The organism is Burkholderia sp. JP2-270, from assembly GCF_003233675.1.
Taxonomy (GTDB): domain Bacteria; phylum Pseudomonadota; class Gammaproteobacteria; order Burkholderiales; family Burkholderiaceae; genus Burkholderia; species Burkholderia pyrrocinia_C.
On the sequence record NZ_CP029824.1, the window covers coordinates 1,429,033 to 1,443,943 of the forward strand.

Consider the following 14,911-nt stretch of genomic DNA (forward strand, 5'->3'; position numbering starts at 1 on the left):
CACTGACATGACCGCAACTCCTGATTCCGTTTCCCCGATCCTGCCCGGCGCGTGGCTGGGCATGGTCGGCGGTGGCCAGCTCGGCCGCATGTTCTGCTTTGCCGCCCAGTCGATGGGCTATCGCGTCGCCGTGCTCGATCCCGATCCGACGAGCCCCGCCGGCGCGGTTGCCGACCGCCACCTGCGCGCCGCCTACGACGACGAAGCCGCGCTCGCCGAACTGGCCGACCTGTGCGACGCGGTGTCGACGGAGTTCGAGAACGTGCCGGCCGCGAGCCTCGATTTCCTCGCGCGCACGACCTTCGTCGCGCCGGCCGGCCGCTGCGTCGCGGTCGCGCAGGACCGGATCGCGGAGAAGCGCTTCATCGAGGCGTCGGGCGTACCGGTCGCGCCGCACGTCGTGATCGAATCGTCGGCGGCGCTCGCCGCGCTCGACGATGCCGCGCTCGACGCGGTGCTGCCGGGCATCCTGAAGACGGCCCGCCTCGGCTACGACGGCAAGGGCCAGGTGCGCGTGCGCACCGCGCAGGAAGCGCGCGACGCGCATGCGGCGCTCGGCGGCGTGCCGTGCGTGCTCGAGAAGCGCCTGCCGCTGAAATACGAAGTGTCGGCGCTGATCGCGCGCGGCGCGGACGGCCGCTCGGCCGCGTTCCCGCTCGCGCAGAACGCGCATCACAACGGCATCCTCGCGCTGACAGTGGTGCCCGCGCCGGCCGCCGATGCCGCGCGCGTCGAAGAGGCGCAGCAGGCGGCCGTGCGGATCGCCGATACGCTCGGCTACGTCGGCGTGCTGTGCGTCGAATTCTTCGTGCTGGAAGACGGCTCGTTCGTCGCGAACGAGATGGCGCCGCGCCCGCACAACTCCGGCCACTACACGGTCGATGCGTGCGCAACGAGCCAGTTCGAGCAGCAGGTGCGCGCGATGACGCGCATGCCGCTCGGCAACCCGCGCCAGCATTCGCCGGCCGCGATGCTGAACATCCTCGGCGACGTGTGGTTCCCGAACGGTGCGCAGGCCGATGCCGTCACGCCGCCGTGGGATACGGTCGCGGCGATGCCGGCTGCGCACCTGCACCTGTATGGCAAGGAAGACGCGCGCGTCGGCCGCAAGATGGGCCACGTGAACTTCACGGCCCCGACGCGCGACGAAGCCGTCGCCGCGGCCACTGCGTGCGCACAGTTGCTGCGCGTGCCGCTCGACTGAGGCGCCAGCCGATGTCCATCGATCTCCCGAACTCCGTGACGCCCGCGCAGATCGACGCGGCCGCCGCGCTGCTCGACGCGGGGCAACTCGTCGCGTTCCCGACCGAAACCGTCTACGGGCTCGGCGGCGACGCGGCGAATCCCGAGGCCGTCGCGCGCATCTACGCGGCGAAAGGGCGGCCGGCGAACCATCCGGTGATCGTGCACCTGCCGCCCGGCGGCGATCCGGGCTACTGGGCCGAAGACCTTCCCGACGATGCGCGGAAGCTGATCGATGCGTTCTGGCCGGGCCCGCTGACGCTGATCCTGAAGCGCCATGCGCGCATTCCGGCCGCCGTGAGCGGCGGGCAGGATTCGGTCGGGCTGCGCTGCCCGTCGCATCCGGTCGCGCAGGCGCTGCTGGCCGCGTTCAGCGCGCGGCGCGGCGGCCACGGCGGCGTGGCCGCGCCGTCCGCGAACCGGTTCGGCCATGTGAGCCCGACGACCGCGCAGCACGTACGCGACGAATTCGGCGACACCGTGCACGTGCTCGACGGCGGCGCATCCGAAGTCGGCATCGAATCGACGATCCTCGATTTGTCGCGCGGCTTCCCGGCGCTGCTGCGCCCGGGCCACGTGACGCCGCAGCAGATCGCCGACGTGCTCGGCCGCGCGCCGCGGCTGCCGGACGGCAGCGACGCGACCGCGCCGCGCGCGTCCGGCACGCTGAAGGCGCATTACGCGCCGCGCACGCCGCTCGCGCTGCTGCCGTTCGATCAACTGGAGCCGCTGCTCGCGGCCGCGCAAACCGACGGCGAGCGCGTCGCGCTCGTCGCTCGTGCATCGCGCGCGGGCCGCTGGGCGCAGGCCGACGGCGTGCATTTCGTCGCGGCACCGGAAGATCCGCAGGCCTATGCGCGCGACCTGTACGGGATGCTGCGTGCGCTCGACCGCGCGCAGGTCGCGCGCATTCTCGTCGAGAAGCTGCCCGACACCGTCGAATGGATTGCCGTCAACGATCGCCTCGGCCGTGCCGCGGCCGCGTTCGAAGCGCGCGACTGACGACCGGCGCAAGCCGCGGCCCATGAATGAAAAACGCCCGACCGGCGAACCGGTCGGGCGTTTTTTCTGGAGATCGCGCCGGCTGCGCGTTGCGCGTGCCGGCCGATCCGTTGATGCGTCGCTTACTTGCCGACGCCCGAAGCCGCGATCTGCTTTTCCACGAACTGCGCGAACAGCGCGTGCAGGCGCGTCGTCGGGTGGACCGTGTCGGCGAACATGTAGGTCTGGTCCGCGTTCGGGACCGTGTAGGTCTGCGGCGAGCAGAACAGCGACGAGCCGAATGCGGTCGCGTTCGCGACGCCGTACTGCGTCGCGGCCTGGACCATCGCCTTCAGGTTGCAGGCGGTGTCGGTGTTCGACACGCTGAAGCCGTTCGCCTGGTAATTGGCCGCGATGCCGTCCTGCCACGTGAACGTATCGAGCAGCGCGACCTTCGTCGTGTCGACCTTCAGCGCGGCCAGCGTGCCGGCGAGCGTCTTGTTGAACAGCCCCGACAGTTGCGTGAACGCGGCCTGCGTGCCGCCCTGCAGCGCGAGCGGCGTGCCGCCGATGTCCGGCACGTTCGACACGAACACGTGCGTTGCGCCTGCCGCGACGATCTGCTGGACGATCCCGCCGAGCTGCTGCGCGGCCAGGCCGATCGCCTGCGCCGCCGCGAGTTGCGCGGCCGGCGTGTTGCCTTGCGCCTGCGCGACCTGCGCCTGGTAGAAGATGTCGTTCGCGCCGCCGTTGACCAGCACGATCTGGCCTGCGTTGAAGCTGCCGTGCTGCGTCAGGTACTGCTTGACCTGGTCGGCGATCGGCGTCGTGGTCGCTTGCGCGAAGTCGGCGTTCGGCACGCTCGCGTCGGCATGGCCGATGCCCGGCTGCAGCGTCACGCGCGAGCCGCCTTGCGCGTAGCCGAGGCCGCCGGTGGCCTGCAGCGGAATGCCGAAGCCGCCCTGGTTCGCGGGCTGCAGCGTGTCGCCGTAGTACTGCGCGACGTTCTGCGTCCATACCTGGCCGGGGTTGGTCGTGAAGCGGCCGCCGCCGAAGCCGAGCTTGATCTGCGAATAGGTGCCGGCGTCGGACAGGCTGTCGCCGAACGACACGATCTGCATCTTCACGCCGGAAGGCGGCGTGTTCGACGCGCTGCTGCTGTTGTTGTCGTCACCGCCGCCGCATGCGGCGAGCAGCGCGAGCGCGGCGCCCGCGATTACGGCCTGCGCGGTGCGCAGCAGGCGTTGACGGGCATGCGACGGGAATTGTTGTTGTGACTGCATCGTTCGATCTCCTCGTAGATATGGCCTGATGTGTTTCTCATCTGCCGCGTGCCTGCTCGGAACCGGGCTGCGCGGCGGCCGTTGGCTGAAACGGTTATTGGTCGCGCGCAGCCGCAAGCGGCACGGTGCGCGGATCCTGGTTCGCGGCCTCGACAACCTGCGCATGATAAGCGCTCGCCCATTCGGGCGGGCCGAAAATCGCGCGCAGCTTGTTGCGCCATCCGTCGACGCGCAACGCGTCGGCCGCCATCGACACCCACTCGTGGAACGTCGCGACGAGCGGGTTGTTCGAGTCGAGCCGCTCGACGATCCCGTACTGCGGCGGGTCGTCCGGCGTTTCCTCGACATAGCTGCCGAACAGGCGATCCCAGATCACAAGCACGCCTGCGTAATTGCGGTCGATGTAGCGCGGGTTGCGCGCATGGTGAGCGCGGTGGATCGACGGCGTGTTGAGCACGTACTCGAGCCAGCCGAGCTTGCCGATCGCCTGCGTGTGCACGAAGAACTGGAACGCGAGGTTGATCAGCACGATGCCGACGACCTGCTGCGGCGGAAAGCCGGCGAACGCGAGCGGCAGCCAGAACACCCACATGCCCGCGACGGGGTACATCAGGCTCTGGCGGAACGCGGTCGAGAAGTTCATCCGCTCGGACGAGTGGTGCACGACGTGCGCGGCCCACAGCCAGCGCACGCGATGGCTCGCGCGATGGAACACGTAGTAGAGGAAATCCTGCGCGACGAACAGCACCGCGAACGACAGCCAGCCGTCGTGCCACGTGAACAGGCGATAGTGCCGGTAGCAGTACGCATAGACGGGGATCACGAAGAGCCATGCGATCTTGTCCGCGCCCTGGTGCATCAGCGCGAGCGCCGCATTGCACAGCGTGTCGCGCCACGCATAGACATGGTCCTGCGCACGTGTGCGGGCGAGGTGCCAGGCTTCCCATGCGATGCAGAGCAGGAAGACGGGCGCCAGCGCGAGCAGAAGCAATTCGACGTCGAATCGCATGGGCGTGTCTCCTCCTTTCCCCTGCAAGCCGTGAGGCCGGGCGCGTGGCCCGTTGTAGATATCGGTCAGGCCAACAGCCTACGCAATCGCCACGCGCTAGGCGAGGGGGCAGCGTAGAGGGTTCCCTCTGAGGACAGGGTTTCTACGGAAACCGTGCGGCGCGAGGCCGCGCGGTGCGGCCCCGTTTTACCGGCAGGGCTGGCGTGCGGTGCGTCGCGCGCCGGTGGCGGCGGCCGTTTCAAACCGCGAACGGCGGGATTCCGAGTGCGGGGCGGCGGCAGGTCGCACGGGCCGCCCGCCAGGGCTGCCCGATGCGCGGTGCCGCCGCGTGGCCGGCGCACGCCGACCGAGGGGCGGGGATGCGCCGCGTCGCGGCGCGCGAGCCGTCAGTGCGCGCCCGCGTAGATCCATTCGAGCAGCGTGTCGTGCGCGGCGCGCGCGCCTTCCGCCTGGTCGTTGTTGATGAAGCTGACGACGACGTAGCTCTGGCCGTCGGCACCGGCGACGTAGCCGGCGATCGCGCGCACGTCGCGCAGCGTGCCGGTCTTGATGTGCGCGTTGCCGAGCACGCCGGCGTTGGTGAGGCGGTTCTTCATCGTGCCGTCGATGCCGGCGATCGGCAGCGAATCGACGAACGCCTGCGCGACCGGGCTCGCGTTCGCGGCCTGCAGCAGCGCGGCGAGCGACAGCGCGCTCACGTGCTCTTCGCGCGACAGCCCCGAGCCGTTTTCAAGCGCGAGGTCCGGCATCGCGATGCCGTTCTTCTGCAGGAACGCCTGGATCGCGCGGCTCGACTGTTCGGGCGTCGCGGGCGGCCTGCCGCTGACCGCGCCGATCGTCAGGAACAGGTTGCGCGCCATCACGTTGTTGCTGAACTTGTTGATGTCGTAGACGATGCTGCCGAGCACCGGGCTGTGATGCACGGCGACGGGCCGCGCGGTGGTCGGCACCTTGCCTTCGCTCACGGGCCCCGCGATCGTGCCGCCGTCCTGCTGCCACAGCGCGAGGAAGCCGCGCGCGAAGAACGTCGTGTGATCGAGGATCGCGAGGTTGGTCGTGCGCGCGCCGCAGCGCAGCGGATAGTCGCCGGCGAACGACGCCGTCATCATCCCGCCGCCGGCTGTCAGCGTCGGGCGCGCGGCCGCGGCGGCCGCGCTGCACGAGCCCGTGCCTTCGACCAGCTGGTTGTCGATCGACAGGTCCGCGAGCGGCGGCAGCACGTCGACGGCCACCTTGCCGTCGTCGCCCGGCGTGACCGTGAACGACACGGCCTTGAATGCGTACAACAGCGGATCGGGCCCGACGTTGTACGGCGCGCTCACGTCGTCGTCGAACGACGGCAGGTCGCGCGTCGATGCCGCGAAATAGCTCTTGTCGAGCACGAGGCCGCCGGCCACGCGCTTGATCCCGGCCTTGCGGATCTTGTCGACGAGGTCGATCAGCTCTTCGGGCACGAGCTTCGGATCGCCGGTGCCCTTGATGTACAGGTTGCCCTGCAGCGTGCCGTCGGGGTCGACCGTGCCGTCCGTATAGGCGGTCGTGCGCCAGCGGAAGTCGGGGCCGAGGATCGACAGGCCCGAGAAGGTCGTGACGAGCTTCATCGTCGACGCCGGCAGCATCGGCCGGCTCGCATTCCACGCGATCAGCGGCTCCGGGTCGCCGACGCGCTCGACGACGACGCTCATCGCCGACGCCGGCACCTTCGCGCGCTGCAGCGCGACGAGCACGGATGCCGGCAGGCCGGCCGCACGCGCGGCGGGCGACACGACAGCCGCGTTGCGCGCTTCCTTGTGGAATTTCTTGCGGGCTTGCGCGGGCGGCGCGAAGGCCAGGGCCGTGCAGGTGGCGATGACGGCGGCTGCGCGCAGGCAGATTTGAGCGCTGCGGGGGGCGAACCGGGCGGAAAGGGCAGAAATCGGCATGGACGAATACGGGTAAGCGGGGGCTCGGGCGGCGCGTGTGTCGCGCGCAAGCGCACATTGTAGAGACAAGTGGGCAAATGCCCGCTGAAATCGCGTGTCGTGCCGCATTGCGGCATCACTTTGCTGCGGGCATGTCGCGCGCGCGATTCGCGGCGCTACAATGATCGGCGTGTTTCACCCGACCCATGGATGCCTGTCCCGATGCGGATTCTGCTTGTCGAAGACGACCGAATGATTGCCGAGGGCGTGCGCAAGGCGCTGCGCTCGGACGGCTTTGCGGTCGACTGGGTGCAGGACGGCGACGCGGCGCTGACGGCGCTCGGCGGCGAGACGTACGACCTGCTGCTGCTCGACCTCGGCCTGCCCAAGCGCGACGGCATCGACGTGCTGCGCACGCTGCGCGCACGCGGGCTGTCGCTGCCGGTGCTGATCGTCACCGCGCGCGACGCCATCGCCGATCGCGTGAAGGGGCTCGACGCGGGCGCCGACGATTACCTCGTCAAGCCGTTCGATCTCGACGAACTCGGCGCGCGGATGCGCGCGCTGATCCGCCGCCAGGCCGGGCGCAGCGAGTCGCTGATCCGCCACGGCGCGCTGACGCTCGATCCCGCTTCGCACCAGGTCACGCTCGACGGCGCGCCCGTCGCGCTGTCCGCGCGCGAGTTCGCGCTGCTCGAGGCGCTGCTCGCGCGGCCCGGCGCGGTGCTGTCGAAGAGCCAGCTCGAGGAAAAGATGTACGGCTGGGGCGAGGAGATCGGCAGCAACACGGTCGAGGTCTACATCCATGCACTGCGCAAGAAGCTCGGCTCGGACCTGATCCGCAACGTGCGCGGGCTCGGCTACATGGTCGTCAAGGAAAGCTGACGCGTGAGGTCGATTCGTCATCAATTGCTGATCTGGCTGCTCGCGATCGTCGTCGCGGGCGTCGGCCTCGCCGGCTGGCTGATCTACCGGCAGGCGCTCGCCGAGGCGAACGAGCTGTTCGACTACCAGCTGCAGGAAATCGCCGCGGCGCTGCCGTCCGAGCCGTTCTCGCAGGTATTCGGCTCGCGGACCAACGGCGATGAAGGCATCGTGATCCAGATCTGGAACCGCAACGGCGTGCTGATGTATTTCTCGCATCCGCGTGCGCCGATCGCGCCGCGCGCGGAGCTCGGCTTCTCGACCGAGCGCACCGATCGCGGCGAATGGCGCGTGTACGGCGCGATCGTCGGCGACAACGTCGTGCAGCTCGCGCAGCCGCTGTCGGTGCGCAACCGGCTCGCGGCGAACGTCGCGCTGCGCACGCTGTGGCCGCTGATCGTGCTGCTGCCGTTCCTCGGCGCGGCCGTGTGGGTGATCGTCGGGCGCGGCCTGGCGCCGCTCGGCCGCGTGACGCGCGCGGTCGAGGCACGCCGGCCGGAAGCGCTCGATCCGCTGCCCGACGAGCGCCTGCCGCTCGAGGTGCAGCCGCTCGTGCGCGCGCTGAACGGGCTGCTCGCGCGGCTGTCGGCCGCGCTCGACACGCAGAAGGCGTTCGTGGCCGACGCCGCGCACGAACTGCGCACGCCGCTCGCGGCCGTGCAGATCCAGGCGCAGCTCGTCGCCCGCGCGAAGGACGACGCGTCGCGCCGCGAGGCGGTCGCGGATCTCCAGGACGGCGTCACGCGCGCGACGCGCCTCGCGGAGCAGTTGCTCGCGCTCGCCCGCGCCGAGCCGGACGGCGCGACGATGCGCGAGCCGGTCGACCTGCAGGCGCTGCTGACCGAATGCGTGGCCGCGCATGCACCGCTCGCGCAGCGGCGCGACATCGATCTCGGCTTCGAGGAGACGCGCGCGGCGAGCGTCGTCGCGGATGTCGGCGCGCTGCGCGTGATGTTCGGCAACCTGCTCGACAACGCGGTGAAGTACACGCCGGACGGCGGCCGCATCGACGTGTCGCTGACCTCCGACGCGGCCGGCCGCGCGTGCGTCCAGATCGGCGACAGCGGGCCCGGCATCCCGGCCGACGAGCGCGAGCGCGTGTTCGATCGCTTCTACCGCGACAGCTCCGCGCGGGCGCGTGCCGACTTGTCGGGCAGCGGGCTCGGGCTCGCGATCGTCAAGCGCGTGGCGGCGCAGCAGGGCGCGACGGTGTCGCTCGGCGACGCGGCCGCGGGCGGCCTGCTCGTCAGCGTCGTATTCCGCGACGCCGCGATGCCGACCGAGGCGCCGCGGCAGTCCGAATCCGTGTGAAGATCGGCGCCAGACGCACCCAGGCGGCCGCTTAAGCCCCGCTTAAGGCTGATTAAGCCTCCTTTAAGTCAGGGTCGTTACGCTGCGACCTAACAAAGAGGAGGTCCTACGATGAACACCCGATTCCTTGCACGCGGCGCCGTCGCGGTCGCCGTGGCGGCTGCCCTGTCGGCCGGCTATTTCGCCGGCACCCGACGCGCCGATCCGCAGATCATCACGCCCGCGCAGGCGGCCGCGCTGATGCCGGCCGAAGCGGCCGCGAAGACCGGCATCCCCGATTTCTCCGGGCTCGTCGAGACCTACGGCCCCGCGGTCGTGAACATCAGTGCGAAGCATGTCGTGAAGCAGGTGTCGCGGCGCGCGCCGCAGCCGCAGCTGCCGGTCGATCCGAGCGACCCGTTCTACCAGTTCTTCAAGCACTTCTACGGCCAGGTGCCGGGCATGGGCGGCGACGCGCAGCCGGACGACCAGCCGAGCGCGAGCCTCGGTTCCGGGTTCGTCGTCAGTTCCGACGGGTATATCCTCACCAATGCGCACGTGATCGACGGCGCGAACGTCGTCACGGTCAGGCTGACCGACAAGCGCGAATACAAGGCGAAGGTCGTCGGCTCGGACAAGCAGTCCGACGTCGCGGTGCTGAAGATCGACGCGAGCGGGCTGCCGACCGTGAAGATCGGCGATCCGGCGCAGAGCAAGGTCGGCCAGTGGGTCGTCGCGATCGGTTCGCCGTACGGCTTCGACAACACGGTCACGTCGGGCATCATCAGCGCGAAGTCGCGCGCGCTGCCGGACGAGAACTACACGCCGTTCATCCAGACCGACGTGCCGGTGAACCCCGGCAACTCGGGCGGCCCGCTGTTCAACCTGCAGGGCGAGGTGATCGGCATCAACTCGATGATCTACTCGCAGACGGGCGGCTTCCAGGGCCTGTCGTTCGCGATCCCGATCAACGAGGCGATCAAGGTGAAGGACGAACTCGTGAAGACGGGCCACGTGAGCCGCGGCCGCCTCGGCGTTGCCGTGCAGGGGCTGAACCAGACGCTCGCGAGTTCGTTCGGGCTGCAGAAGCCGGACGGCGCGCTCGTCAGCTCCGTCGATTCGAACGGCCCGGCCGCGAAGGCGGGCCTGCAGCCGGGCGACGTGATCCTGTCGGTCAACGGCTCGCCGGTCGCCGATTCGACGTCGCTGCCCGCGCAGATCGCGAACCTGAAGCCGGGTTCGAAGGCCGACCTGCAGATCTGGCGCGACAAGTCGAAGAAGTCGATCAGCGTGACGCTCGGCGCGATGGCCGATGCGAAACTCGCGTCGAACGACGGCGGGCCGGTCGAGCAGGGCCGCCTGGGCGTCGCGGTGCGTCCGCTGTCGCCGCAGGAGCGCAGCGCCAGCAACCTGTCGCACGGGCTGATCGTGCAGCAGGCCGGCGGGCCGGCCGCCAACGCGGGCATCCAGCCCGGCGACGTGATCCTCGCGGTCAACGGCCGCCCGGTCACGAGCCCCGAGCAGTTGCGCGACGCGGTGAAGGGCGCGGGCAACAGTCTTGCTCTGCTGATCCAGCGCGATAATGCACAGATCTTCGTGCCGGTCGACTTGAGCTGACCGGCGACGGCCGACGGCCGGCCAGGCCGGCCGCGGCGGGCGCCGCCGCCGTCCGACCCCGTGGCGTGGCGCCCCGTATGTGTTCCGACCCAAAGGAGAGAGCCATGCAATATCTACGCAACGTGTCCCGATTTGCCGTCGCCGCGGCGTTGGCCGCCGGCCTCGCAGCCGGCGCGACCGGCGCGTACGCGCAGTCGGACGGCTTGCCCGCCGCGCACCAGCAGGGCGACGTCACCTTCGTGTCCGGCGGCATCGGGCTGGACGAATCGACGGCGTTCCAGCGCAACGAGGCGAAGTGGCCGCTGGCGCTGCGCTTCACCGGCAAGGGCGGCGAATTCCTGGCCGACGTCCATGTGCGGATCGTCGACGGCAAGGGTGCAGAAGTGCTGAAAACCGACACGCGCGGGCCGTACATGCTCGTGCAGGTGCCGCCGGGGCGCTATACGGTGCAGGCGTCGTACCAGGGTAGCGACGAATCCCGGACCGTCACGGTCGGCGCGAAGGGCGGCGCGAAAGCTGCGTTCCAGTGGAGCGCGCAGTAGCCCGCCGCGCGCGGCCCCCGCCCGGGTTGCGCAATCGGACGAAGTTTCGCCCATAATGAAAGCCACGGCATTCGTGCCGTGGCTTTTTTCGTTTCCTGCCACCGGCCTGCCTGCCGGGCCGCCCGAAGGAGAAACGATGTCAGACGCCGCCCCTCACGTTGAAATCGTGCCGAACCGCCATCGCGTGCGCGTGATCCACCGCGGCATCACGTATGCCGATTCGCATGGCGTGCTGACCGTGCGGGAAGCGGGGTTGCCGGACGTTCATTACCTGCCGCGCGGCGACGTCAACATGCGCAGGCTCGTGAAGTCGGGCGTGACGAGCGCCTGCCCGTTCAGGGGCGAAGCCGTGCATTTCGACTTGCAGACGGAAGACGGCGTGATCGAGAACGCCGCATGGAGTTACGAGGAACCGAAGGCGGCCGCTGCCGCGCTTGCGCACTACGTCGCCTTCGATGTCGCACGGATCGACAGTCTCGTCGAGACGTCCTGATGCGGCGCGCGTTCATCGGGGAGACATCATGGAACTGAACGACACGTTACGCGTCCCGCTCGCGCCGTCCGTCGTGCGGGAGGCCTTCGAGGATCCCGCATTGCTGCGGGCGAGCTTCGACCATTGCGAATCGTTCGTGAAGCTCGCGCACGGCGAGTTCGCGCTGACGATCACGGTGCCGCTCGGCCCGCTGCGCGCACGCTACGACGTGCGTGCGCATGCGGCCGGCGAGCAGGGCGACGCGGAAGGGCAGCCGCGCCGCGTGATCAATTTCAAGGCGCGGGCCGACGGCCTCGGCGCGGTGCGCGGCCAGGTCGAACTGCTGCTGCTGCCCGACGACGATGCGAACGCCACGTGCATCGAGTACGTGGTCTGGGCGACGGCGAGCGGGCCGCTCGCCGAGCTGCCGGCGCGGCAGATCGAGAATGCGCTGCGCGAATGGACCGACGATTTCTTCCGCGAGTTCTGCGCGGTCGTGCAGGCGAAGCACGGTCTCGCGCCGAATCGCGCGAACCCGGCCGCACAGCGGCGCCAGCACGTGTTCCTGCGGCCGGCTTCGCTGATGGCCGCGACGAAGCGTCCGCTGCCGCCGCACGGTGGCGGCGCGCCGGCCGGGCGTGCGGCCGGCGTGCTTCATCATCGCGGTGCCGGCACGGTGCCCGTCTGGGCATGGGCGGCGATGATCGTGTTCGTTGCGCTGCTGCTTTATGCGGCGCGCTGGATCAACGGCGGTTGAGCGGCCGAGCGCCGCCGGTTGCGCTTCACGGCCCGCTCGCTCCGCGCGCGGCGGGCATTACTGCCTCGCATCGGCACCGGCTCCGGCGCCGCGGAATTCCCTTCGATACGCAGACGGCGACGTGCCGAGCGCGCCCGCGAAATGCTGGCGCAGCGACACGCTCGACCCGTAGCCGGCCGCCTGCGCGATCGCGTCGATCGATTGTCCGGTGGTTTCCAGCAGATGCTGCGCGCGCGCGAGCCGCTCGGCCTGCAGCCACGCGGTGACGGTCGTGCCGGTGGCCTGGCGGAAGTGGCGCGTGAACGTGCGCCGGCTCATCAGCACGCGCTCGGCGAGCGAATCGACGCTGTGCGCGGCGTCGAGGTGCGCGCGCACCCAGTCGAGCAGGCCCGCGAGCCGTGCATCGCGCGGGTGCGCGGCGATGGGCTGCGGCACGTACTGGGCCTGCCCGCCCTGGCGGTGCGGCGGGATCACGAGGCGGCGCGCGATCCGGTTCGCGGCGTCCGAGCCGAAGCGCCGCCGCACGACGTGCAGGCAGCAGTCGAGCCCGGCGGCCGTGCCGGCCGACGTCATCAGGTTGCCGTCGTCCACGTACAGCACGTCGGGGTCGAGCTTCACGCGCGGAAAGCGTTGTGCGAAGTCGTCGGCCCACGCCCAGTGCGTGGTGGCCGGGCGGCCGTCGAGCAGGCCGGCCGCGGCGAGCACGTACGCGCCGAGGCACAGCCCGACGAGTTGCGCGCCGCGTGCGGCGACCGCACGCACGGCGTCGAGCAGTTCGTCCGGCGGCGCTTCGTCCGGGTCGCGCCACGCCGGCACGATGACGATGTCCGCGTCGTCGAGTGCGTCGAGCCCGTACGGCGCGATGATCGTGAAGCCGCCCGTCGTCGCGAGCGGGCCGCGCTCGGCCGAGCAGACGCGAAACTCGAACGCGGGCGACGCGGCCGCGTCGCGCTCCTTGCCGAACACGACGGACGGCACCGACAGGTGGAACGGGCTGATGCCGTCGTATGCGATCACGGCGACGACGGTCGGGGCGGGCGACGCAGGTGACGCGACGGCGGTCATGACGGGCTCCGGGATGGCGATGGCCCGATTTTATCGAAGAATGGCTATCGGGCCACTGTCCGCGCAGGCGATGCAGCCCGACAATGCATCGCATCGCGCTGCTGGCCGTCTCGTTCCGGGGCGGGGCCGCGCCTCATGACCAGGAGCCCGCCATGTCGAACGCCGCCCCGCATCCCACTTCCAATCACGCTTCCCGTCGCGCGCTGATCGTGATCGACGTCCAGAACGAATACGTGACGGGCAACCTGCCGATCGAGTATCCGCCGCTCGACGTGTCGCTCGCGAACATCGGCCGCGCGATCGACGCCGCGCATGCGGCCGGCGTGCCGGTGATCGTCGTCCAGCACGTCGCGCCGGCCGGCGCGCCGATCTTCGCGCCAGGCACCGACGGTGTCGCGCTGCACGCGGTCGTCGCCGGCCGGCCGTATGCACACCTGATCGAGAAGGCGAAGGCGAGCTCGTTCGCCGGGACCGATCTTGCCGCATGGCTCGACGCGCACGGGATCGACACGCTCGCGGTGGCCGGCTACATGACGCACAACTGCAATGCGTCGACGGTCTATCACGCGGCGCATGCGGGACTGAATGTCGAGTACCTCGAGGATGCGACGGGCGCGTTGCCGTACGAGAATGAAGCGGGCGCGGCGAGCGCCGAAGAGATTCACCGCGCGTACACGGTGGTGTTCCAGTCGAATTTCGCGGCCGTGATGTCGACCGACGCGTGGATCGCGGGACTGGGCGGCGCACCGATGCCGAAGCGCGATTCGGTGGCCGCGTCGAACCGGCGCGCTCGCGCGCATCGCGCGAAGGCAGCCTGAGCCGGCCGGGGAGACGGAGGCGGGCAGCGCATTGCCGCGGCTGTTGCGCGGCCCGGCCCGGCTCGCCGATCGATGAAAATGAAACGGCGCGCGCGGCCGCCGCGCCGTCAGTCGCCTTCCTTCAGCATCGCCGGGCTGTAGCGCAGCATGTCGAAGCAGCCGTCGACGAGTTTTTCCGCATGCTGCTCGGCGTCGATCTCGTCGGGCAGCATCAGCATGTCGCGCACGAAGCCGCTGACGAGCGTGTGCAGCATCAGCGTCGCGCGCCACGTATCGAGCCGCTCGGGCAGCAGCTTGAGCCGCACGGCGACCGCGAGATCGGCGTCGATCGTGTGCAGCGCCTCGCTCATCCCCGCGCGGTTGCGCTGCAGCAGCGGCTCCATGTCCGCGACGTATTCGCACTTCATGAACAGGATGCTGAACACGCGCCGCAACTGCGAGTCGCGCTGCACGCCGAGCAGGCACCAGATCAGGATCTTGCGGATCTTCTCGAGCGGATTGCCGCCCGGTGCGTCGAGCGGCATCCGCTTCAGCTCGTCGATCGGCAGGAACACGCGGTCGAACATCGCGTCGAACAGCTCGCTCTTGTTCGCAAAATGCCAGTAGATCGCGCCGCGCGTGACGCCGGCGTGCTGGGCGATGTCCGCGAGCGACGTGTGCGACACGCCCTTCTCGAAGAACACGTGTTCGGCGGCATCGAGAATGCGATTGCGCGTCTCGAGCGCCTCCTCCTTGGTACGTCTGACCATGTGCAGGCCTGATTGGATCGATCGTAGGTGAATATAGGGTCCGCAACCCTCGTTGCCGTCATGCGGATTGGCTATGCTTTCGACTGGTAATAATTCGTAAGACTGGACAGTCGACGCGATACAAACGGGCTTTTTACATACATTCGTGAATGTATATACAATACCACCCTACGATCGAATGACCCAAGTGGCAATCAGTTAATATCCCACTCTGCTGATTCCCGCCAAAGCACCATCCGCAGTTCGCGGCATCCCGTCGGC

General features: G+C 69.7%; 14 protein-coding genes. 9 read left to right on the plus strand and 5 right to left on the minus strand.

All coding sequences use genetic code 11. The annotated features are described in order from the left end of the window. The first annotated feature begins 7 nt into the window (after positions 1 to 7). Positions 8 to 1,204: a 5-(carboxyamino)imidazole ribonucleotide synthase gene (locus tag DM992_RS06855; RefSeq protein ID WP_111016199.1), complete on the plus strand. Its 1,197-nt coding sequence runs from the start codon at positions 8 to 10 to the stop codon at positions 1,202 to 1,204. 11 nt (positions 1,205 to 1,215) lie between these two features. After that, a complete protein-coding gene (locus tag DM992_RS06860; RefSeq protein WP_111016200.1) occupies positions 1,216 to 2,244 on the plus strand; it encodes an L-threonylcarbamoyladenylate synthase in 1,029 nt (342 codons plus the stop codon). 122 nt (positions 2,245 to 2,366) lie between these two features. On the opposite strand, the gene DM992_RS06865 is transcribed toward DM992_RS06860, so the two are convergent. The 3 genes from DM992_RS06865 to dacB form a co-directional block, all read right to left on the minus strand. Then, the gene (locus DM992_RS06865) at positions 2,367 to 3,506 is read right to left on the minus strand and encodes an SGNH/GDSL hydrolase family protein (RefSeq protein WP_111016201.1); all 1,140 of its coding nucleotides are present in this window, start codon (positions 3,504 to 3,506) and stop codon (positions 2,367 to 2,369) included. A gap of 94 nt (positions 3,507 to 3,600) precedes the next feature. Then, positions 3,601 to 4,515 carry a sterol desaturase family protein gene (locus DM992_RS06870; RefSeq protein WP_111016202.1) on the minus strand — a complete coding sequence of 305 codons (915 nt, stop codon included), beginning with the start codon at positions 4,513 to 4,515 and terminating at the stop codon, positions 3,601 to 3,603. A 386-nt stretch (positions 4,516 to 4,901) separates the two neighbouring features. Beyond that, positions 4,902 to 6,437 (minus strand): D-alanyl-D-alanine carboxypeptidase/D-alanyl-D-alanine-endopeptidase, encoded by a 1,536-nt coding sequence (dacB, locus tag DM992_RS06875; RefSeq protein ID WP_111016203.1) that lies wholly within the window; start codon positions 6,435 to 6,437, stop codon positions 4,902 to 4,904. Positions 6,438 to 6,638: 201 nt separating this feature from the next. Here dacB and DM992_RS06880 point away from each other — a divergent pair, with 201 nt between their 5' ends. The 6 genes from DM992_RS06880 (at position 6,639) to DM992_RS06905 (ending at position 12,018) form a co-directional block, all read left to right on the plus strand. Further along, a complete protein-coding gene (locus DM992_RS06880) occupies positions 6,639 to 7,301 on the plus strand; it encodes a response regulator (protein ID WP_009691805.1) in 663 nt (220 codons plus the stop codon). Positions 7,302 to 7,304: 3 nt separating this feature from the next. Continuing rightward, a complete protein-coding gene (locus tag DM992_RS06885) occupies positions 7,305 to 8,651 on the plus strand; it encodes an ATP-binding protein (protein ID WP_111016204.1) in 1,347 nt (448 codons plus the stop codon). Between the two features lie 111 nt (positions 8,652 to 8,762). Next, positions 8,763 to 10,247 (plus strand): DegQ family serine endoprotease, encoded by a 1,485-nt coding sequence (locus DM992_RS06890; protein ID WP_111016205.1) that lies wholly within the window; start codon positions 8,763 to 8,765, stop codon positions 10,245 to 10,247. Between the two features lie 104 nt (positions 10,248 to 10,351). Then, a complete protein-coding gene (locus tag DM992_RS06895) occupies positions 10,352 to 10,789 on the plus strand; it encodes a carboxypeptidase-like regulatory domain-containing protein (protein ID WP_111016206.1) in 438 nt (145 codons plus the stop codon). A gap of 136 nt (positions 10,790 to 10,925) precedes the next feature. Next, positions 10,926 to 11,282, plus strand: coding sequence for a DUF427 domain-containing protein (locus DM992_RS06900; RefSeq protein WP_111017844.1), 357 nt, complete (start codon positions 10,926 to 10,928; stop codon positions 11,280 to 11,282). Positions 11,283 to 11,310: 28 nt separating this feature from the next. Next, the gene (locus DM992_RS06905) at positions 11,311 to 12,018 is read left to right on the plus strand and encodes an SRPBCC domain-containing protein (protein WP_111016207.1); all 708 of its coding nucleotides are present in this window, start codon (positions 11,311 to 11,313) and stop codon (positions 12,016 to 12,018) included. Positions 12,019 to 12,075: 57 nt separating this feature from the next. Here the strand turns inward: DM992_RS06905 and DM992_RS43360 are convergent, their stop codons facing one another. Next, the gene (locus DM992_RS43360) at positions 12,076 to 13,083 is read right to left on the minus strand and encodes a helix-turn-helix domain-containing protein (protein ID WP_111016208.1); all 1,008 of its coding nucleotides are present in this window, start codon (positions 13,081 to 13,083) and stop codon (positions 12,076 to 12,078) included. Between the two features lie 152 nt (positions 13,084 to 13,235). On the opposite strand from DM992_RS43360, the gene DM992_RS06915 reads away from it, so the two are divergent. Then, complete coding sequence (locus tag DM992_RS06915; RefSeq protein ID WP_111017845.1) at positions 13,236 to 13,901, plus strand: cysteine hydrolase family protein; 666 nt, start codon at positions 13,236 to 13,238, stop codon at positions 13,899 to 13,901. Between the two features lie 107 nt (positions 13,902 to 14,008). Here DM992_RS06915 and DM992_RS06920 read toward each other — a convergent pair whose 3' ends face one another. Beyond that, positions 14,009 to 14,650: a TetR family transcriptional regulator gene (locus tag DM992_RS06920; RefSeq protein WP_111016209.1), complete on the minus strand. Its 642-nt coding sequence runs from the start codon at positions 14,648 to 14,650 to the stop codon at positions 14,009 to 14,011. Positions 14,651 to 14,911: the final 261 nt, after the last annotated feature.

Coding starts and splice junctions, on each gene's coding strand:
- DM992_RS06890 (WP_111016205.1), top strand. CDS start 8,763: ATGAACACCCGATTCCTTGCACGCGGCGCCGTCGCGGTCGCCGTGGCG.
- DM992_RS06905 (WP_111016207.1), top strand. CDS start 11,311: ATGGAACTGAACGACACGTTACGCGTCCCGCTCGCGCCGTCCGTCGTG.
- DM992_RS06920 (WP_111016209.1), bottom strand. CDS start 14,650: ATGGTCAGACGTACCAAGGAGGAGGCGCTCGAGACGCGCAATCGCATT.
- DM992_RS06870 (WP_111016202.1), bottom strand. CDS start 4,515: ATGCGATTCGACGTCGAATTGCTTCTGCTCGCGCTGGCGCCCGTCTTC.
- DM992_RS06915 (WP_111017845.1), top strand. CDS start 13,236: ATGTCGAACGCCGCCCCGCATCCCACTTCCAATCACGCTTCCCGTCGC.
- DM992_RS06895 (WP_111016206.1), top strand. CDS start 10,352: ATGCAATATCTACGCAACGTGTCCCGATTTGCCGTCGCCGCGGCGTTG.
- DM992_RS06855 (WP_111016199.1), top strand. CDS start 8: ATGACCGCAACTCCTGATTCCGTTTCCCCGATCCTGCCCGGCGCGTGG.
- DM992_RS06865 (WP_111016201.1), bottom strand. CDS start 3,506: ATGCAGTCACAACAACAATTCCCGTCGCATGCCCGTCAACGCCTGCTG.
- DM992_RS06900 (WP_111017844.1), top strand. CDS start 10,926: ATGTCAGACGCCGCCCCTCACGTTGAAATCGTGCCGAACCGCCATCGC.
- DM992_RS06880 (WP_009691805.1), top strand. CDS start 6,639: ATGCGGATTCTGCTTGTCGAAGACGACCGAATGATTGCCGAGGGCGTG.
- DM992_RS43360 (WP_111016208.1), bottom strand. CDS start 13,083: ATGACCGCCGTCGCGTCACCTGCGTCGCCCGCCCCGACCGTCGTCGCC.
- dacB (WP_111016203.1), bottom strand. CDS start 6,437: ATGCCGATTTCTGCCCTTTCCGCCCGGTTCGCCCCCCGCAGCGCTCAA.
- DM992_RS06860 (WP_111016200.1), top strand. CDS start 1,216: ATGTCCATCGATCTCCCGAACTCCGTGACGCCCGCGCAGATCGACGCG.